Origin of the sequence: Hymenobacter sp. PAMC 26628 (assembly GCF_001562275.1) — a bacterium.
Classification (GTDB): domain Bacteria; phylum Bacteroidota; class Bacteroidia; order Cytophagales; family Hymenobacteraceae; genus Hymenobacter.
On record NZ_CP014304.1, the window covers coordinates 2,738,101 to 2,756,441 of the forward strand.

Annotated in this window: 16 protein-coding genes and 1 pseudogene; 12 read left to right on the plus strand and 5 right to left on the minus strand. The window is 60.0% G+C overall.

The genetic code is table 11. The features are described 5' to 3' along the window. Positions 1-51: 51 nt before the first annotated feature. The 4 genes and pseudogenes from AXW84_RS12070 (at position 52) to AXW84_RS12085 (ending at position 3,086) form a co-directional block, all read left to right on the plus strand. Positions 52-1,266 carry a hypothetical protein gene (locus AXW84_RS12070; RefSeq protein ID WP_068233296.1) on the plus strand — a complete coding sequence of 405 codons (1,215 nt, stop codon included), beginning with the start codon at positions 52-54 and terminating at the stop codon, positions 1,264-1,266. A 334-nt stretch (positions 1,267-1,600) separates the two neighbouring features. Continuing rightward, positions 1,601-1,675: pseudogene (locus AXW84_RS25880) on the plus strand (YkvA family protein); the annotation flags it as partial. Positions 1,676-1,884: 209 nt separating this feature from the next. Further along, positions 1,885-2,184, plus strand: coding sequence for a hypothetical protein (locus tag AXW84_RS12080; protein WP_068233301.1), 300 nt, complete (start codon positions 1,885-1,887; stop codon positions 2,182-2,184). 86 nt (positions 2,185-2,270) lie between these two features. After that, positions 2,271-3,086, plus strand: a complete 816-nt coding sequence (locus AXW84_RS12085) for a LysM peptidoglycan-binding domain-containing protein (protein WP_068233302.1) — start codon at positions 2,271-2,273, stop codon at positions 3,084-3,086. Positions 3,087-3,207: 121 nt separating this feature from the next. Here AXW84_RS12085 and AXW84_RS12090 read toward each other — a convergent pair whose 3' ends face one another. Further along, positions 3,208-4,080, minus strand: a complete 873-nt coding sequence (locus AXW84_RS12090) for an SDR family oxidoreductase (protein WP_068233304.1) — start codon at positions 4,078-4,080, stop codon at positions 3,208-3,210. Positions 4,081-4,268: 188 nt separating this feature from the next. Here AXW84_RS12090 and AXW84_RS12095 point away from each other — a divergent pair, with 188 nt between their 5' ends. The 3 genes from AXW84_RS12095 (at position 4,269) to AXW84_RS12105 (ending at position 7,030) form a co-directional block, all read left to right on the plus strand. Beyond that, positions 4,269-5,105 (plus strand): NAD(P)H-binding protein, encoded by an 837-nt coding sequence (locus AXW84_RS12095; protein WP_068233307.1) that lies wholly within the window; start codon positions 4,269-4,271, stop codon positions 5,103-5,105. A 36-nt stretch (positions 5,106-5,141) separates the two neighbouring features. Next, a complete protein-coding gene (locus AXW84_RS12100) occupies positions 5,142-6,437 on the plus strand; it encodes an NAD(P)/FAD-dependent oxidoreductase (RefSeq protein ID WP_068233310.1) in 1,296 nt (431 codons plus the stop codon). A gap of 140 nt (positions 6,438-6,577) precedes the next feature. Beyond that, positions 6,578-7,030 (plus strand): PA2169 family four-helix-bundle protein, encoded by a 453-nt coding sequence (locus AXW84_RS12105; protein WP_068233313.1) that lies wholly within the window; start codon positions 6,578-6,580, stop codon positions 7,028-7,030. A gap of 221 nt (positions 7,031-7,251) precedes the next feature. On the opposite strand, the gene AXW84_RS12110 is transcribed toward AXW84_RS12105, so the two are convergent. Continuing rightward, positions 7,252-9,294 carry a DEAD/DEAH box helicase gene (locus AXW84_RS12110; RefSeq protein WP_068233315.1) on the minus strand — a complete coding sequence of 681 codons (2,043 nt, stop codon included), beginning with the start codon at positions 9,292-9,294 and terminating at the stop codon, positions 7,252-7,254. 518 nt (positions 9,295-9,812) lie between these two features. Between AXW84_RS12110 and AXW84_RS25525 the strand changes: the two genes are divergently transcribed. From AXW84_RS25525 to AXW84_RS25535, 3 genes are read left to right on the plus strand one after another with little or no spacing between them, the layout of a single operon-like run. Continuing rightward, on the plus strand, positions 9,813-10,634 hold the full coding sequence (locus tag AXW84_RS25525; RefSeq protein ID WP_204248372.1) for a glycoside hydrolase family 97 N-terminal domain-containing protein: 822 nt from the start codon (positions 9,813-9,815) through the stop codon (positions 10,632-10,634). Beyond that, positions 10,631-11,146: a glycoside hydrolase family 97 catalytic domain-containing protein gene (locus AXW84_RS25530; protein ID WP_068233321.1), complete on the plus strand. Its 516-nt coding sequence runs from the start codon at positions 10,631-10,633 to the stop codon at positions 11,144-11,146. The genes AXW84_RS25525 and AXW84_RS25530 overlap by 4 nt, the downstream gene beginning before the upstream one ends. A 58-nt stretch (positions 11,147-11,204) precedes the next feature. Next, on the plus strand, positions 11,205-11,573 hold the full coding sequence (locus tag AXW84_RS25535; RefSeq protein ID WP_068233324.1) for a glycoside hydrolase family 97 C-terminal domain-containing protein: 369 nt from the start codon (positions 11,205-11,207) through the stop codon (positions 11,571-11,573). 124 nt (positions 11,574-11,697) lie between these two features. On the opposite strand, the gene AXW84_RS12130 is transcribed toward AXW84_RS25535, so the two are convergent. Beyond that, a complete protein-coding gene (locus AXW84_RS12130) occupies positions 11,698-11,892 on the minus strand; it encodes a cold-shock protein (protein ID WP_068239330.1) in 195 nt (64 codons plus the stop codon). A gap of 150 nt (positions 11,893-12,042) precedes the next feature. Here AXW84_RS12130 and AXW84_RS12135 point away from each other — a divergent pair, with 150 nt between their 5' ends. After that, positions 12,043-12,465 (plus strand): acyl-CoA thioesterase, encoded by a 423-nt coding sequence (locus tag AXW84_RS12135; protein WP_068233329.1) that lies wholly within the window; start codon positions 12,043-12,045, stop codon positions 12,463-12,465. A gap of 588 nt (positions 12,466-13,053) precedes the next feature. Further along, the gene (locus AXW84_RS12140; RefSeq protein ID WP_068233332.1) at positions 13,054-14,406 is read left to right on the plus strand and encodes a sugar MFS transporter; all 1,353 of its coding nucleotides are present in this window, start codon (positions 13,054-13,056) and stop codon (positions 14,404-14,406) included. A 100-nt stretch (positions 14,407-14,506) separates the two neighbouring features. Here the strand turns inward: AXW84_RS12140 and AXW84_RS12145 are convergent, their stop codons facing one another. Next, complete coding sequence (locus AXW84_RS12145; protein ID WP_068233337.1) at positions 14,507-15,538, minus strand: LacI family DNA-binding transcriptional regulator; 1,032 nt, start codon at positions 15,536-15,538, stop codon at positions 14,507-14,509. A gap of 58 nt (positions 15,539-15,596) precedes the next feature. Then, positions 15,597-17,876: a GH92 family glycosyl hydrolase gene (locus AXW84_RS12150; protein ID WP_068233341.1), complete on the minus strand. Its 2,280-nt coding sequence runs from the start codon at positions 17,874-17,876 to the stop codon at positions 15,597-15,599. Positions 17,877-18,341: the final 465 nt, after the last annotated feature.

The window sequence follows — 18,341 nt, forward strand, 5'->3', positions numbered from 1 at the left end:
TAACTGTTAATAATTAATTACCCGTTCAATCTATTTCAGCACTGCTCGCTTATGATCCCTGCTTATCGCCAGGTTTTCAACGCTGCGTTTTCACCGGATACGTACCGGGAAATGATGGCCGACATAAACCGGCAAGTGCCTGGTCAGTTGGATTTCCGTGTGGCCGAAACACCGGTGTTTGTGCCTGCCGTTCTGCGGGATAAATTGATTGCCGCCGGCGAGGACCTGATCGACGTCATCGCGCAGCCCAATTTTAAGGCGCGCACCGATGCCGCGATTCCGCCCCACCAGCGCGTACCCAACGAAGACGAGCGGCCAGAATTCCTGACATTTGATTTTGCTGTGTGCCGCGACGCACAGGGCGAGCTAGAACCCCAATTGATTGAGCTACAAGGATTTCCGTCGCTATATGCTTTCCAGGCTTGGTTGCCCAGTATCTTCCGCCAGCACTACCCCGTTGCCGATGGCGTGTCGCCGTTTTTGGGCGTATCCGATGCGGAAGCGTACCACGCGCAAATGCGCCAATTAATTCTGGGCGACGAAGCGGCCGAAAATGTGGTGCTGTTAGAATTATTTCCTGCATTGCAAAAGACCCGAATTGACTTTGCCTTATCTAAAAAAGCGTGGGGTATCGAAGCGGTGCATTTGGGCGACATACGCAAAAAAGGGCGACAATTATTCTACGAAAAAGATGGGCGCGAAATCCAGATTAAGCGTATTTATAATCGAATTATTTTCGATGAATTGGCGCGTTATCCAGAATTAAAAACCGAGTTTAATTTAACTGACGATGTGGACGTGGAATGGGTTGGCCATCCCAGCTGGTTTTTCCGCATCAGCAAGTTTACCATGCCGCTGCTAAGGGGCCCCTTCGTGCCGCCGAGCCACTACGTGAGCGATTTGACAGAGTACCCGGCTGACTTGGAAAACTACGTATTGAAGCCGCTCTACTCGTTTGCCGGGGCCGGGGTGAAGCTGGATTTTACCGCCGCCGACCTCGACGCCTTGCCTAACAAGGCGCATTATTTATTGCAGCGCAAAGTTACTTACGCTCCCGTGGTACAGGCCCCTGATGGGCTGGTAAAGTGCGAAATTCGCTTATTGTACGTGTGGCAGCGCGATGATGCGCGCCCGCGCCTGCTCACCGGCCTGGCCCGCCTGAGCCGCGGCGCCATGATTGGCGTTGATTTTAACAAAGACAAGGACTGGGTGGGCGGCACCACGCCGCTCTTTGAACGGGCGGCCCCCGCGTCGGTGCCGGCCTAGGAACATCCGGCTGCGGTTGTGCGTATCCGGCTTAGTACTTCACCGACCGCACTCCATGTCCAGCCTCGCCGAAAAAGGCCTTCGTATTTCTAAAAACGCCGTTTTCAACTTGTTTCTCGAGCGGGCCACCAAGCTCCTCGGGCGCCCGTTCAAAGTGGTTACCGTCCTGAACGAGGTAGCTACCAAGCTATCCAACGAGGAAAGCAAGGACAACAAGTTCAAGCAGTTGCTTAACGTAGCCCTAACGGTGGTGCGACTGGTGCGCCGCTACGCCAACGGCGATTATCGCCAGGTTTCGAACGCCACCATCGTGTCGGGCTTGGCGGTACTATTATACGTGTTGTCGCCCATTGATTTAATTCCCGACTTTATTCCCGTCGTCGGTTTTCTTGACGATCTAAGCTTGGTGAGTTGGTTTGTGGGCAAGTTCCAGGGCGAAATTATTAAGTTTCAGGAATGGGAAAAGGCCCAGGAAGGTGACCTAACTGATGCGCCCGACACGGGCGCAGAGCCTGCCCGAGGCGATGTTACGCTGCCCGCCGTAGCCGAATTAGGCCATTCGTAGTTTCGTGCACCTACATCCAGCTTAGTATTTCCTTGGGGTTGTCTCTGTCTACTATGCCCACGTTCGTCGTTACCGTTTTACTGCCTGAGACTTATGAGGATGACTTCTTGGCGCTCATTCCGCGGCATCGTGCAGTAATTAATCGCCTGCTGTCGGAGAAGGTTATTGAAACGTACGCCATCAGCGCCGACCGCCGCCAAGGCTGGATTACCATTAACGGCGACGACGCGGCGGCGGTGCGCACCGTCGTGGAGCAGTTTCCGCTGTACCGCTATTTCCGTGGCATTGAAATTGACGAGTTGTTTATTTTCGACTCGGTGGCTACCCGCTTCCCCGTCATCAGCCTGAATTAGGACGGGGCCCCGGCGACCATTTTTATTTATTTTTGTTAATGACTGTTTTGCTTATCCGCCGTTTTGTTTTTTTAGCGGTTTTGTTAATGACCCTGGGCGGCGTGCTGACGGCTGCCCGGCCTGCCCCAGTCGTTACCACCGGGCAACTGGTGGAACGGATGACTGGCGCCATCGAAAACCTGCGCTACTTGCGCTGCACGGCCAAGGCCCAGGAGCGGCTCGGCCGGGAAGTCAAGCCATCCAGCAGCCTCATGAAGCTGTCGTTCAAGCCCTTTCGGGTTTACTTAAAGGACAACAAGAACGTGGAAGTACTGTGGGTAACGGGCCAAAACAGCGGCGATGCCTGGGTGTATCCGGCCAGTTTTCCGTACGTCACGCTTAGCCTTGACCCGCTGGGGGCCCTGATGCGCAAGGGCCAGCACCACACCGTATTGCAAGCCGGTTTTGGCACCATTGCCGATCTGCTGCGCACCACGGCCCTGCGCCAAGACCCTACGTACAGCCGTACGTTTCGCTACACCGGCGACACGGTGGTGCTGGGCCGTTCATGCCACGTGTTACGGTCGGATTTCCCGCAGTTTCGTTACGTGGCCTACCGCGTTGGTAAAAAAGAAACTATTGCCACCGTGGCCGAGCGGTTCGGCTGCGGCGAGTACCGCGTTTTGGAACGCAACAACCTGAGCCCTGGCGCAGCACTAACCGAGGGACAGCAGCTGCAAGTACCCAACGGCTACGGCCGCCGCGTCACCTTGTGCATCGATCCCCAAAATTACCTCCCTATCGTGGTAGACGTGCGCGACGACCGGGGCCTGTTCGAGAAATTTGAGTTTTACAACCTCGTGGTAAACCAGCCTATTGCAGCCGAAGAATTCACCAAGAATTACCAAGGATACAAGCTTTAACTATCAGCTAAACAGCTGAGAACGAACAGGGACTAATTTTTGGGGGTTCCGCCGCGCTTCGCGTTAGATGAAGCGCGGCGGAACCCCCAAAAATTAGTCCCTGTTCGTTTAATCAATGGCTTTAGCGGCGCATGGTTTTCTCGATTTGGTCCCACATTTCGGGCGTGAGAACCTCCAGCTTGTTGAATTCGCCGGCGCCATTGAGCCACTCGCCGCCGTCGATGGTCACCACTTCGCCGTTGACGTAAGCCGAAAAATCAGACACGAGGTACGCCGCGAGGTTGGCCAATTCCTGGTGCTGGCCCACGCGTTTGAGGGGCACGCTGGCGGCGGGATCAAGCTGGCTGGCCAGCGGTTCGGGGAAGAGGCGGCTCCAGGCCCCCTCCGTTGGGAAGGGCCCCGGCGCGATGGCGTTGCTGCGGATGCCGTACTTGGCCCACTCCACGGCCAGCGAGCGGGTCATGGCCAGCACGCCGGCCTTAGCCGCGGCCGAGGGCACCACAAACGCCGAGCCCACCGAGGCGTAGGTGGTGACGATGTTGAGAATAGTGCCGGGCTTTTTATCGGCAATCCAGCGCTTGCCCACGGCCAGGGTGCAGTTGTAGGAGCCGCGCAGTACAATGTCCACAATCACGTCGAACGCCTTGTGGCTCAGCCGCTCGGTAGGCGAGATAAAGTTGCCAGCGGCATTGTTCAGCAGCACGTCTACGCCCCCAAATTCGGCCATAGTGGCGTCGAGCATGGCTTCCACTTCGTCGTACTTGCGCACGTCGCAGGCCACGGCCAGCACCCGGCCGCCAGTTTGCGCGCGCAGCTCGGCGGCAGTGGCTTCGAGCACGTCCAGCTTGCGGCTGGTGATCGTGACCTGGGCCCCCAATTGCAGAAAATACGTGGTCATGGCGCGGCCCAGGCCAGTGCCGCCGCCGGTCACAATGATGGTTTTACCAGCTAAGGCGTTGTCGCGCAGCATGGGTTGGGCAAAGGGCGTGGTCATATAAAATGCACAGGGAAAGAGGTGGGAGATTGACCGGCCGAAGGTACGGTGGGCCCCGGGCCGGGGCCCAACAGTAAAAGTTTTATTAGCAGAAGTATATATTACTGCTGGTTTCCTTCGCAGTTTTGCTGTTTATAGTTGAGCTTCGCCATTACCTTGTGCCCATGAATCCGGCTTTTCCTACCCCTTTGCCCAAGTTGCCTACCGTGGTTTTGCTGGGGTGCGGCTGGCTGGGCACAGCCTTAGCCCGGCACTTGCTGGCCGCCGGGCACCCCGTGGTGGGCACTACCACTACCCCCGCGCACTTGCCAGTGCTGACCGAAATGGGCGTGCAGCCACACCTGTTGCAGCTCGGCGCCGAATTTGGCCCAGCCGATTACGACCGGCTGACGGACTTGCTGCGGTCCGCCGACGTGCTCGTGCTGAACGTGCCGCCCCGCACCGCCGCCGCGGGGGGCTACCCCGCCCTGCTGCGGCCTGTGCACCGGGCCGTGGCGGCGGCCGGCATCGGCCACGTGTTGTTCGTGAGCTCCACCAGCGTGTACCCCGACGAGCCGCGGCTCATGCGCGAGGCCGACGCCTACAGCAACCGTGACGCTGCTTCGGATGTGCTGCGGGCCGAGGGCCACTTCGTGCCGCGCTACGGGCAGTGGCGCAGTACGGTGGTGCGCTTGGGGGGCCTCATTGGGCCGGGCCGGGCCCCGGGGCGGTTTCTGGCCGGCCGCCAGGAACTGGCCCAGGGCAACGCCCCTGTTAACCTGTTGCACCTCACCGACGCGGTGGGCGTGTTGGCCGCCATCATCGAGCACCAAGTTTGGGGCCACACCTTCAACGTAGCAGCCGCCGAGCACCCGCTACGGCGCGATTTTTATCCCGCCGCAGCCAACTACCTAGGCCTCGTGCCCCCCACCTTCCGTCCCGAAAATGGCCCCACTGGCAAAACCATCGACAGCAGCCTGGTACGCGAGATGCTTTCATACACGTTTCAACACGACGACGTGCTGGCAGCCCTACCCTACTGCTAAGGCACGGGGCCCCGCGCCCGTGCGTAAATTTGCGGCGTGAATAGTTTTCCTTCCAACGCCCCCGTGGTGGCCGTGCTGGGCGGCGGGGCAGCCGGTTTCTTCGGAGCCATTGCCTGCGCCGAGGCCAACCCCGGCCAGCCCGTGCTGCTGCTCGAAAAAACTGGCAAGCTGCTGGGCAAAGTGCGCGCCTCCGGCGGCGGCCGCTGCAACGTGACGCACGCCTGCGACTCGGCTGCCCAGCTTGTGGCCCACTACCCGCGCGGCGGCAAGGCCTTGAAGGCGGCGTTCCAGCGCTTTGGGGTGGCCGATACCGTGGCCTGGTTTGCCCAGCGCGGCGTAGCCCTCAAGGCCGAAGCCGACGGCCGCATGTTCCCCACCACCGACAGCAGCGAAACCATCGCCCGGGCCCTAGAAGACGCCGCCCGCCGCGCCGGCGTACAGGTTTTCACCAATACGGCCGTGGAAGAAATCACGCCGTTGCCCGGCGGCGGCTTTCAGTTGCAGCTGGCCGGCACCGGCCGGCCGGGCCCCACGCTGGCCGTGGCGCGCCTGCTGGTGGCCACCGGTGGCCAGCCCAAAAGCGCTCAATACGACTGGCTGCGCCCCCTGGGCCACGCTGTGGCCGAGCCCGTGCCGTCACTTTTCACTTTTAACGTGCCCGAATCGCCGCTGCGCGAGCTGCCCGGCGTGAGTGTGCCCTGCGCCCGCGTGACGCTGGCCGGCGAAAAGCTGCACTACGAGGGGCCTCTGCTCGTTACGCACTGGGGCGTGAGTGGCCCGGCCGTGCTCAAACTCTCGGCCTGGGGGGCCCGGCGCCTGAGCGAGCTAAACTACACGGGCACGGCCCTCATCAATTGGCTGCCCGACCACACCGAGGACACGCTGCGGCCCTGGCTGCACAAGTTCCGGCAAGAAAACGGCCGCAAGGGCATTACCACCAACCCCCAGCTGGGCCTGCCCCAGCGCCTGTGGCGCACTTTGGCCGAGCAGGCCGGTATCGGCCCGGACCTGCGCTGGAGCGACCTGCCCGCCAAATCCCAAAACCGCTTGCTGGAGCTGCTGTTGCGCACTCCACTGGCCGTGCGCGGTAAAACCACGTACAAAGAAGAATTCGTGACTTGCGGCGGCATCTCCTTGGCCGACGTTGACTTGCAAACCATGCAAAGCCGCTGCGTACCCGGCCTCTATTTCGCCGGCGAAGTGCTAGACATCGACGGCATTACGGGAGGATTTAATTTTCAAGCGGCCTGGACAACTGGCTTTCTGGCCGGACTGGCCATGGCGAAACTTGGCAATATTGCCGCAGCTCCGGTGGCCGTGGCGGACGCTTGAGGGACCATAGCGTGGGCCTGGGGCACTAATTAATTTGCCCTTCACCTGCCAACAACTCCAATAAAAGGTCGGCTGTAACCTTCCCCGGGCTCCGGTAGTAAATAAGGGCATAGTTTCTCACCCTAGTATTTACTTTCCCCATGGAAGCCAAAGCCACCCAAGCCCTGCTCAACGAACTGGTTGAAACCCTGAAAGATGGCCAAAAAGGCTACGCCGACGCCATGACCGACGTGGAAGAGTCGTCGCTGAAAGACACTTTCAAGCACTTGGCCGTGCAGCGCGCCGGTTATATCACCGAGATTGAGGACCAGATGTTCAAGCTGGATCTGCACCCCAAAACCGACGAAGGTTCGTCCATCACCAGTACTGTGCACCGCGCTTGGATTGACCTGAAGTCGGCCCTGACCAGCAAGGATAACCACGCCGTACTGGCCGAGTGTGAGCGCGGCGAAGACTACGCCAAAAAAGCCTACGCAACGGCCCTGAAAGCCCAGGATTTGCCCAGCGCGCTAAAATCAGTGCTTGAGAAGCAGTCGCAGGGCATTAACGAGGCCCACGACAAGATCAAGTCGTTGCGCGATTCGTCAAAATAAGCTGCTTGTTGCCTTCGATAACGAAGGATCTATTACATATACATAGTCTAATGCCGCAGAGGCAGCAACGCTAATTATAGGCCAATAAAAAAGCCGCTCAATTGAGCGGCTTTTTTATTGGCCTATAATTAATTCTACTTAATATTTCACACTAATAAGAACCAGCAGGAGGCCTCAGCCAACCCGTCTAATCTACGGGCCGCCAAGGTCTTCTGGATTGCCTACTCGTCGAAACTTTCGGTGCGGGGCGGGCGGGCGTCGTTGTCACGGGCGCCGCCTTTGTTACCGTAGGGCTTGCTGCCGTAGGCTGGGCGGTCGCCGGCACCAGCGCGGTTGCCGTAGGGCTTGGGGCGGTCGCCGTAGGCCGGACGGTCACCGTAAGCAGGCCGGTCGCCGGTGCCAGCGCGGTTGCCGTAGCTGCTGCCGCCGTCGCGGTTGCCTTTGTAGCCACCGCCCGAACCGCCTTCGCGGCGCTCGCCGTAGCTGCCACCACCGCGGTTGCCGCCGAAGCTGCTGCCGCCGCGGTTGCCACCGAAGCCACCTTCGCGGCGCTCGCCACCACCAAAGCCGCCGCGGCGCTCGCCGCCGCCGAAGCTGCCGGGGCCCCGGGTGTTGCCCTCTTCCTTAGCCGCCGCGTCCTGCACGGGCGTGGCGATGCTGAAGCTCACTGGCTGGCCTTGGATGCTGCTGCGGCCCAGTTGGCCCACAATCTCGTCGGCAAACTCGCTGGGTACTTCTACGAAGCTGAACTTGTCGTAGAGGGCGATGTCGCCCACTTTGCCGCCTTGCAGGTTGGTGCTCTCCGAAATCAGGTCCACGATGTCGCGGGGGTGAATCCGGTCTTTCTTGCCCATCGAGATGAACAGGCGGGTGAAGCCCGTGCGCACCACCCCAGCTGTACGGCTGGCGTCGAGGCTTTGCTCGGCCCGCTTGTCTTCCTTCATGGTCATCTTCAGCAGCGCGGCAGCGATGTCTAGCGAGGTCATTTCCTCGCTCTGATCGAGCAGGCGCTGCACGCGGCCCACGTATTTCTCCAGGTTGCCCTTCTCCACAATCTCCTTGATCTGGTTCAGGAACAGCGTGGTTTTCACTTCCGACACGTCAGCAAACGACGGCACTTGCTCCAGTTTGATCTGGGCTTTGGTGAAGCGCATGATGTCGCGCAGCTTGTAGATGTCGCGGCCACTCACGAAGGTGAAGGCCTTGCCCGACTTGCCAGCACGGCCCGTGCGGCCGATGCGGTGCACGTAGTATTCTTCGTCGGCGGGCAGGTCGTAGTTGAACACGGCCTCCACGTTATCCACATCAATGCCGCGGGCGGCTACGTCGGTAGCCACTAGTACTTCCAGCGTGTTTTTGCGGAATTTATCGAGTGTGTTCTGGCGCTGCTGCTGGCCCATGTCGCCGTGCAGGCCTTCGGCAAAGTAGCCTTTGGCTTGCAGGTCGGCCACAATCTCGTCCACCATGCGCTTCGTGTTAGCGAATACGATGGTTGATTTCAGGTTGTACATGTCGAGGACGCGCGTGAGCACGTCCTTTTTCTGGGGGCCCCGCACCTCGAAGTAGCTCTGCTCGATGTTGGTCACCGTCATCGTCTGGTGGTTCACCTTCACTACCTGCGGGTCGCGCTGGTATTTCTTGGTCAACTCCATGATGGGCTTACTCATCGTGGCCGAGAAGAACACCGTCTGGCGGTCAGCTGGCATCTTGCTTAACACGAACTCGATGTCCTCGCGGAAGCCCATGTCGAGCATCTCGTCGGCTTCGTCGAGGATGATTTTTGTGGTCTTGTCGAGCTTCAGCGTGCCGCGCTCGATGTGGTCCATTACGCGGCCGGGGGTGCCGATGACGATTTGCACGCCGCGCTCCAGGGCCCGGAACTGGCGGTCGTAGCTGCTGCCGCCGTAAATCGGCACCACGGCCAGGCCGCGCTTGTATTTGCCCAGTTTCTGGATTTCGCCCGATACCTGCACCGCGAGTTCGCGGGTGGGGCAAAGCACGAGCACCTGCACATCGCGCGAATCGCCATCCACGCCCTCAATAGCGGGAATCGAGAAAGCGGCGGTTTTGCCAGTGCCTGTTTGGGCCTGGCCGATAACGTCTTTGCCGGCGAGTAGCACGGGGATGGCGGCGGCCTGGATGGCCGAAGCTTCCTCATAGCCCATCTCGGTGATGGCGCGCTGCACCTCGGCCGAGAGGTTCAGGTCTTCAAATTTCACTACGATCTTCTCCGCAGTTTTGTCTTGGGTTTTTTCGGGTTCCATAAGTTGGAAATAGAATGGGGAAAGAGACTACGCTCTGAAAACAGCCGATACAGCGACGTTTCCCCTCCTTCTACCTTCGACAAACAGGCGGGAAAAAACTAGCGGAAAAACTACGCGGCCAACGCGTTAACGCCAACTCCTGGCGGATGCGGACATGAGGCCATTCTCAAATGCGGGTGCAAAGATACGCAAAATTTGCAGCAATGCCTATTATTATTGTCCAAGATGTCCGGCAAGCCATGTTTTATTAAGCACGGGGGCTCAGCACAGTGGTGCATTGCTAGCTTTTTCTGGGCATTAGGGCCAGGCCAGTGGGCCTAGCGGCGCCAATTGAGTAAGTTGTTTGCCCTTGCCACTGTTCCGGTTGCCTTTACGGAGCCGGCAGTTCCCAATTCCACCTACGCCATGAAGCATTCGTTATTTTTTCTGGGCTGCTTGCTCGCCGGGGGTCCGGCCGCTCACGCCCAAGCCCCCGGACGTATCACGTAAAATCGCCGGACGGCAAACTCGACCTGACGGTGGCAACCGGCCCGGTGCTTACCTGGGCCGTGCAGCACGAGGCCACCCCAGTATTGGCGCCTTCTCCCCTGTCCCTGGCACTGGCGGGCGGCGAAGTGCTCGGCCCGGGGACTACGGTAGAAAGCGCCAAAACGGCGGCTGTCAACACGACCATCGCGGCACCGGTATACAGAAAGAGTCAGGTGGTAGACCGCTACAACCAGCTGACTATCTATCTCAAAGGTCGTTACGGCTTGGTGGTGCGTGCCTACGACGATGGGGTAGCGTACCGGTTTTTTACGCAGCGCAAGGGCCGCCTCACGGTGCAAAGCGAGGAAGCTGCCTTCAACTTTGCGCCTGGGGCCCCGGCTCTGCTGCCCTTTGTGCGCGACCTACAAGTGCCGACGGACCTATACATGTCGTCGTTTGAGAGCCTATACACGCCGCTAAAGCTAGCAGACATGGCGCAGGTGAAGGGTGAAACGCTGGCCTTTTTGCCCGCGCTAGTAGCCTTGGGCGATGGCAAGAAAGCGGTGCTGGTGGAATCCGACGTGGAAGACTACCCGGGCATGCTGCTGAAAAGCGGGGCCCCCAGGGGCCCCAGCTTGCGCGGCGACTTTGCCCGGTACCCAGCGGCCGAGCAGGCGGGCGGCTTCCACAACATGCAGCTGGTGGTGCCGCGCCGAGAAGCCTTTATTGCCCAAACCAAAGCCCGGCAAAGTGGCCTGGGACTGGTGGAACGACTGGAACCTCACGCACGTCGATTTTCAGGCCGGCATCAACACGCCTACTTAATAAGTACTACATCGACTTTGCCGCGGCCAACAAGCTCGAATACGTGATTCTGGACGAGGGCTGGTCCGACGAAACCGACATTTTGAAGGTGTCGCCAGCCGTCGATTTGGGGGCCTTGCTGGCCTACGGCAAGCAAAAAAACGTGGGCATTATTCTGTGGGCCAACTGGCGGGCAATCAGCGAGAAGATGGAAGGGGCCTACGCGCAGTACGCCGCGATGGGCGTGAAAGGCTTCAAGATTGACTTCCTCGACCGCGACGACCAGAAAATGATTGTCTCGTCGTGCGCGCTGGCCAAAAAAGCGGCCGACTACCACTTGCTGGTCGATTTCCACGGCATGCACAAGCCCGACGGCCCGATGCGTACTTACCCCAACGTGGTGAACTACGAGGGCGTGAAAGGCCTGGAAAACAGCAAGTGGACGCCCCAGGACGACGTGCCGCGCTACGATGCCACGCTGCCGTTCGTCCGCATGGTGGCCGGGCCGATGGACTACACCCCGGGGCCCTGCGCAACGCCACTAAGGCCGAGTTTCACCCCAGCCACTCCCTGCCCATGAGCCAGGGCACGCGCTGCCACCAGCTGGCGATGTACGTGGTGTTTGAGGCCCCCTCCAGATGCTGGCCGACAGCCCCAGCGCCTACGAAAAGGAGCCCAAGAGCACCGATTTCATTGCCCAGGCACCCACCACTTTCGACCAAACCGTGGCCCTGGACGGCAAAGTCGGCGAGTACGTGGCCCGCCGCAAAGGCGACACCTGGTACGCCGGGGCCCTGGGCAACTGGGAGCCCCGCGAGCTGACCCTGGACTGCTCATTTTTGGGCCCCGGGGCCTACGAAGCCGTAATTTTTCACGACGGCCTCAACGCTGGCCGCGACGCGACCGACTACCGGCGAGAGGTGGTGCGGGTGTCAGCAACGGATAAGCTCCGCATCAAGTTGAGTGGCGGCGGCGGCTGGGCCGCTCGCATCTACCCCGTGCGGTAGGTAAGTTTTAGGGCCCCGGGCCAGCCGCCGCGCTACTGGCCTGGGGCCTTAAAACTTGGGGGCAACGGGCACAAAAAAAGCCCGCCGGCGGCGAGCTTTTTTATCACAAAGCAAAAGCTGGAAACTAAACCAGCGACACTTTAACAGCGTTAGGGCCTTTTTTGCCCTGAGCTACTTCGTATTGCACTTTGTCGTTTTCGCGGATCGAGCTAACTTGGAGGTCGCTGATGTGAACGAAGATGTCTTCGCCAGTTTCGTCGTTTTTGATGAAACCAAAGCCTTTGGTGTCATTAAAGAATTTTACCGTTCCGGTGGGCATGGTGGTGGGTTGTGGAGTTTCGCTAAGCGTTTGGGCCACCGTGGCTTGATGTCTTAGGTTGGGCCAAAGATAAGCATACTTTTCAATTGCGCAAGCCCGCCGGAATTTTCTAGCCCCCCGACCTTTGCGCTCGTTCTTTTTCTCTCCTGCATGACCGCCCCGCTCCTTCCCGACGCCTCCGCCTTCCGCTTCGCCCACGAATTTGTGGTGCCCGAAACCGCCATCGACGCCCTTGGCCACGCCAATAACGTGGAATACGTGCGCTGGGTACAGGACGTGGCGGGGGCCCACTGGCTGGCCATTTGCCCGCCCGAGCGACAGGAGGCGTACGTTTGGGTGGTGCGCGAACACCGCGTCCGCTACCGGCAGCCCGCTTTTGCTGGCGACGTGCTGCGCGCCACTACGTGGGTAGGTAATACCGGCGGGGCTACCTCGGTACGCCACACCCACCTCACCCGTGCGGCCGACGATGCGCTGCTGTGCGAAGCGGAAACTACGTGGGTGCTGCTCGACCCCAAAAGTGGCCGGCCGGTGCGCGTTGACGCCGAAGTGCTGGGTTGGCTGAAAGGCTGAGCCACTCCTTTCAGCTGTATATTCTTAAGGGCTTGCCGCCGCCTGGCAAGCGCGTGCTGGTTAGTGCCGGGGTTGATTATTCCGGGATGCTGAAAGATGACCGAGGTTCTTTTTTTGCGCTGGCTTGCCGCTGCTTGGTACCAGCATGGGGCCCGGTTTAGGTTTTTACGCACTTGCAAAAGGGTGGCTACTGCCTTTCTTTTTACAGCGAAATCGTTTGTTTTAGTGCTGAAGCCAAGTTGATAAACCTGGCTTGCTCAAACCTTTTATTTTTAGTAATTACAAAGCGTAAAAGCATTATAAAATTCCTTCCTTTGCTTTTTGAGCAGTATTTGCTGTACTGCTGGCTACATCAGCTCGCTGTGTGATGCGTTGTGATTCCAGCTTATCGGCAGCACGGATCCCATGTTGGAGCTAGGGCGACGGCGGCAACAGCCCGCAGAGGTTAGCACGAGAGACGTCGGGCTTCTACCTTAGTCCAACGATTGTCTAAGGCGTTGCGCCCAGGCGGGCTGCTTGCCAGGAGGCAGTATTTATAGTGTCAATTGCATTTTTTCATTCTTCTCCCTCCCTACCCCGCTGTTTCCTATGGCTGCTCCTGCTCCCATTATTCTCAACCGCCCAGCTGCCGATGCGGCGGCCGGCCCGGCGCCGCGCTACACGTCGGCGCTGAGTGCCGTGACAACCCTGTTCTTTTTGTGGGGCTTCATTACCTGCCTCAACGACATTCTGATTCCGTACCTAAAGGCAATTTTTCAGCTTTCGTACGCCCAGGCGAACTTAATTAACCTGTGCTTTTTTGGGGCGTATTTCCTGATGAGCATTCCGGCGGGCAAGGTAGTGGCGCGGGTGGGCTACAAGCGCGGGATGCTGCTGGGCTTCGTGGTGGCCGCGGTGGGCGCGTTTTTGTTCTATCCGGCGGCGGCGGCGCGGGCCTACGGGCTGTTCCTGGGGGCCCTGTTCGTGCTGGCCTCGGGCATTACGCTGCTGCAAGTGGCGGCCAACCCCTACGTGGCCATCCTGGGCCCCCCAGCGTCGGCGTCGGCGCGGCTCACGCTTACGCAAGCCTTCAACTCGCTGGGCACTACGCTGGCCCCGCTACTGGGCAGCGCCTTGATTTTGAGCCACCTGCCCAAGCTGAACACGGCCACTTCGGCCGCCACGATTGATGTGCGGGCCGTGCAGCTGCCCTACCTCGTTATTGGCGGCGTGCTGCTGCTTATCAGCCTGCTGCTGAGCCGGGTGCACTTGCCTGTAATTGAGCACGCGGCCGCCGAGGAGGCAGGTAGCCCCGCCGAGCACCGCGGGGCCTGGAGCTACCGGCACTTGGCGTTCGGCGTGGTCGGCATTTTTGCTTACGTAGGCGCCGAGGTGGCCATTGGCTCGCATATTGTGAGCTACCTCAGCCTAAGCAGTGTTATGTCAGACTTGCTCATTTATGTTAGGAGCATGCTAGTAATCTCGGAGGCACAAAAATTATTTGGCTTCAGCATAGATAACACCGAAGCTGCCGCAGGTATGATGGTATCCTTTTATTGGGGGGCGGCGATGGTCGGGCGCTTCGCTGGAGCGTATCTACTCAACAAATTTTCCCCGTCTAAGCTACTAGCCTTCAACGCTATTATTGCCGTAGTGTTCATCCTGATTTCCATCAGCACCACCGGGCCGGTGGCCATGTGGAGCCTGCTGGCCGTGGGCCTCATGAACTCCTTAATGTACCCGACTATCTTCACGCTGGCGCTGGTGGGCCTAGGTCGCCTCACCGAGGAAGGCTCGGGGCTGCTGTGCACCGCCATTGTGGGCGGCGCGCTGGTGCCGCTGCTGTTTGGCTTCATCGCCGACCACAGCAGCCTGCGCTTGGCCTTGCTGCTGCCCATCGTGTGCTACGTGTACATCATGTGGTACGGGCTGCGCGGCAGCCGCCCGGTGGTGCCGGCCTAACCGGCCGCTTTTATTCCAAACGAGAAGCTCCCCGGGCCCCTACCGCGTTGGCAGGGGCCCCGGGGAGCTTCTCGTTTAGGAACCCGTTTGGGCGGAAAAATTAGCTGGCGGGGCGCAGGGAAGAGCCGCGCACTACCAGCTGCGGGGCGAGCTGGAGCTGCACCAGGCGGCCGGGGGCCCCGGCACCGGGGTCCTCCAGGGCGGCCAGCAAAATGCTGATGCTTTCCTCGGCCAAGGCCTCCATGGGCTGCGCCACCACGGTGATGGGCGGGGAATAAAGCCGGAACAAGTCGTTGTCGTCGAAGGAAACGACGGCCATTTCGGCGGGGATGCGCCGGCCCAGGCGGCCGAGGGCTTCCAGGCCGTACACGCCCAGGTAGTTGGTGGCAAAGATGACGGCGTGGCAGGCCGGGTGGGCGACGAAGAACGCCTCCATTTCCTGCAGGATCTGCCCCCGTGTTTGCGGGAAGGTAATTTCCTGCACCAGCTCGGGCAGGCCGCGCTCGCGCAGGGCCTGGGCGTAACCCTGCCGGCGGACAGCCATTTGCAGCTGGCTCACCCGGGCCGTGACCAGGGCAATGTTGGTGAAGCCCTGCCCCAGCAGGTGGCGGGTGGCCTCGTACATGCCGCTGGCGCCGTCCACCACCACGGCGTTGGTGAGCAGGCCGGGCAGCAGGCGGTCGAAAAGCACCAGGGGCTTGCCACCGCGCACGAGCGCGCGCACCTCCTCCTCTACCCCGGCGGGCAGGGCCAGGATGTAACCGTCGACGTGCCGCGCCTGGAACACGGCGAGCAGGTCGCGCGTTTTGGCCGCGTCGTCGTTGGTGCTGCAATAAATGATGTGGTAGCCGCGCGCCAGCGCTTTTTGCTCGATAAGGCCGGCCACGGCGGTAAAGAACGGGTTGGTAATGTCTTCTACGACCAGCCCGATGACGTGCGTTTTGCCCGTGCGCAGGCTCTTGGCCAGCTGGTTGGGCTTGTAGCCCACTTCCTCCACGTACCGGAGCACCTTTTCGGCCAGCCCGTCGCTGATGCGCTTCTCCTTGGCCTTGCCGTTGAGCACAAGCGACACCGTGGCGATGGACACGTCGAGGTGCCTGGCGATGTCGTGGATGAGGAGTTTCTTTTTCAATGCGCAGTAAAAAGGCCGCCCAGGGGCCCGGGCGGCCACGTCCTTTGTTCGTAAGTTTCTATTGGTAAATTTCCTGGGGCCGGTTGGCCGCCGCGGCGCCGAACGCCGTGTTCGGCCGGGGCCCCATCGTCAGCTCCAGCGTACCGCCGGCCACGATGTCGCGGTGCAGCACGTAGCTGTTGGCATACGGCTTGCCGTTCAGGGCCACCGACTGGATGTACGGATTCTGGGGCCCATTGTTTTTGGCGTTGATGACGAACGTTTTGCCCTGCGGCAGCCGGATGGTGGCGCGGTCCATGAGGGGGCTGCCCAGCACATAGGCCCCGCTGCTGGGGCTGACGGGATAAAAACCAAGGGCCGACATGATGTACCAGGCCGACATCTGCCCGCAGTCTTCGTTGCCGCTGATACCGTCGGGTTGGTCCTTGTACATTTCGCGCAGCACCTGGCGCACCTTCTCGGCGGTTTTCCACTGCTGGCCGGCGTAGGCGTAAAGGTAGGTGGTGGCGTGGCTGGGCTCGTTGCCGTGGGCGTACATGCCAATCAGGCCCGAAATGTCGGGCGAGGCGCTTTCGCCCAGGCTGCCCTGCACCACAAACAAGCTGTCGAGCTTCTGCACAAACGCCGCGTCGCTGCCGAACAGGCCGATGAGGCCCGGCACGTCGTGGGGCACCAGCCAAGTGTACTGCCAGGCGTTGCCCTCGGTGTAGTTGTTCTGGCGGTGGATGGACTGGATGGGATTGAAGGGCAGCTGGAACTTGCCGTCGGTGGTGAGGCCGCGCATGAAGCGGGTGCGCGGGTCGAAGTATTTCTTGTAGTACAGGGCCCGGGCGCTGTATGTTTTGTAATCGTCCAGGCGGCCCATCTTCTTGGCCACCTGCGCAATGCTCCAGTCGTCGATGGCGTACTCCAGGGCCTTGGCCACCGACTCGGGCTCCTTATCGGCCGGAATGAAGCCCAGCGACTTCACGTACTGCGAGCCCATATCGTCGCGGGTACTGGAGGCCTTCATCTGCGCCAGCATCTCGTTGGCGTCGATGCCCGGCGTACCCTTGAGGTAGGCTTCGGCCAGGGCCGGCACGGCGCTGTAGCCCACCATGCAGTCGGTTTCGCTGCCCATCAAAGGCCAGATGGGCAATTTGCCCTGCTGCCGGCCGATGGCCAGCATCGACTGCGCCATGTCACCCAACCGTTCGGGCTGGGCCAGGGTAAACAGCGACTGCTCCGTGCGGTACGTGTCCCAGAGTGAGAACGTAGTATAGTTGGCAAAGGCCGCCTTGGGGTACACCTTTTTGTCGGTGCCCCGGTAGTCGCCGTTGGCATCGTTGAACAGCGCCGGCGCGAACCAGGCGTGGTACATCGCCGTGTAGAAGATGCGCTTGGCCACCGGGTCGGTCGTCTCGACGGCGATTTTATTCAGCTCCTTGCTCCACTGCGCATCGGCCGCTTTTTGCACCTGCGCAAAGTCCCAACCGGGGGCCTCAGCCGCGATGTTGGCCAGCGCGTTCTGCGAGCTAACTGGCGAAATCCCCACCTTCAGCTGCAACGCGGCCGGAGCCTTCGCGAAGCTGAACACGCCCTTGATGGCCACGCCCTGGCCTTTTTTGCCCTTCAGCGCCTGCGCCTCGTTGTACACGGCAAATTGCGAGATGGGCGCCGAGGTTTTGATGGCAAAGTAGAGCCGTTGGTCTTTGGCCCAGCCCTTGGAAAAGCGGTAGCCCACAAAGGTTTGCGGGTCCACCTGCTCGATGTAGGTGTCGGTGGCCTTGTCGTCGATGCCCTCCTTGAGGTCGATGATGACGTGCGCCTCCTTGCCCCCGGCCGGGAACGTGTAGCGGTGAAAGCCGACCCGGGCGGTAGCCGTCAGTTCGGCGCGGATGCCGTAGTCGGCCAGGGTCACGGCGTAGTAGCCGGGCCGGGCCGTTTCGGTTTTGTGCGAGTAGCGCGAGAGGTAGCCTTGGTGCGGCACCTTCTGCTGGCCCTTGTCGGTCTTGAGGGGCCCCGTGTAGGGCATGATCAGCACGTCGCCCAGGTCGGAGGCGCCCGTGCCGCTGAGGTGCGTGTGCGAAAACCCGACCATTAGGCTGTCCGAGTAATGGTAGCCCGAGCACCAGTCCCAGCCCTTGATGATGTTCTGGGGCCCCAGCTGCACGGCTCCAAACGGTACGTTGGCCCCGAGGAAAACGTGGCCGTGCCCACCCGTACCGATCATCGGGTCAACGAAGGAAGTGAGGCTTTGGGCCGGGGCGGGGGCCGTGCCCAAAGCGAGGCAAGCGCCAAGCACGGCCTTTAACCAAGGAGCGGCGGGGGTAGGTAGGAAAGCAAAGCGCTGGGCCATGAATGGTTGAGCTTAGGATGGGTAGAAAATAAAGAGCAAGAATTGGCAAGGGGCCCCAGGCTGGGCCTGCCAGGCACAAATGTGCGATTTTAAGTCGTTGTTTTTGCTAAAATGTTTAAGCATTTTTTTAAATATTATGTAAATTTCATGTATCATTGCTCAAAATAACATTAATCCACTGCTAAGTACCGATCTAGGTAATGACGCATGGGCTGGGTTTCTCCGCTTAGGTAATCAGCCTACGCAAACAATCGATTGCAAATATATTCATCGGTCTAAGTTAAAAAACTTCTGCTCAACCCACTGCTAGAAAAACATTTACCCGTCTTTTTCCTTCCAGTTCGCGCCCTTGGGGCCCCTGAATTAGCCCAGCCGCCATTCCTCTTTCGTCCACAACAGCTTTGGCAGCACGTTTACGCATGATTTTTGCTAAAACGTTTAACCGAATTTCTGATTGTTACGCTT

Coding starts and splice junctions, on each gene's coding strand:
- AXW84_RS12070 (WP_068233296.1), top strand. CDS start 52: ATGATCCCTGCTTATCGCCAGGTTTTCAACGCTGCGTTTTCACCGGAT.
- AXW84_RS12080 (WP_068233301.1), top strand. CDS start 1,885: ATGCCCACGTTCGTCGTTACCGTTTTACTGCCTGAGACTTATGAGGAT.
- AXW84_RS12085 (WP_068233302.1), top strand. CDS start 2,271: ATGACCCTGGGCGGCGTGCTGACGGCTGCCCGGCCTGCCCCAGTCGTT.
- AXW84_RS12090 (WP_068233304.1), bottom strand. CDS start 4,080: ATGACCACGCCCTTTGCCCAACCCATGCTGCGCGACAACGCCTTAGCT.
- AXW84_RS12105 (WP_068233313.1), top strand. CDS start 6,578: ATGGAAGCCAAAGCCACCCAAGCCCTGCTCAACGAACTGGTTGAAACC.
- AXW84_RS12110 (WP_068233315.1), bottom strand. CDS start 9,294: ATGGAACCCGAAAAAACCCAAGACAAAACTGCGGAGAAGATCGTAGTG.
- AXW84_RS25535 (WP_068233324.1), top strand. CDS start 11,205: ATGCTGGCCGACAGCCCCAGCGCCTACGAAAAGGAGCCCAAGAGCACC.
- AXW84_RS12130 (WP_068239330.1), bottom strand. CDS start 11,892: ATGCCCACCGGAACGGTAAAATTCTTTAATGACACCAAAGGCTTTGGT.
- AXW84_RS12135 (WP_068233329.1), top strand. CDS start 12,043: ATGACCGCCCCGCTCCTTCCCGACGCCTCCGCCTTCCGCTTCGCCCAC.
- AXW84_RS12140 (WP_068233332.1), top strand. CDS start 13,054: ATGGCTGCTCCTGCTCCCATTATTCTCAACCGCCCAGCTGCCGATGCG.
- AXW84_RS12150 (WP_068233341.1), bottom strand. CDS start 17,876: ATGGCCCAGCGCTTTGCTTTCCTACCTACCCCCGCCGCTCCTTGGTTA.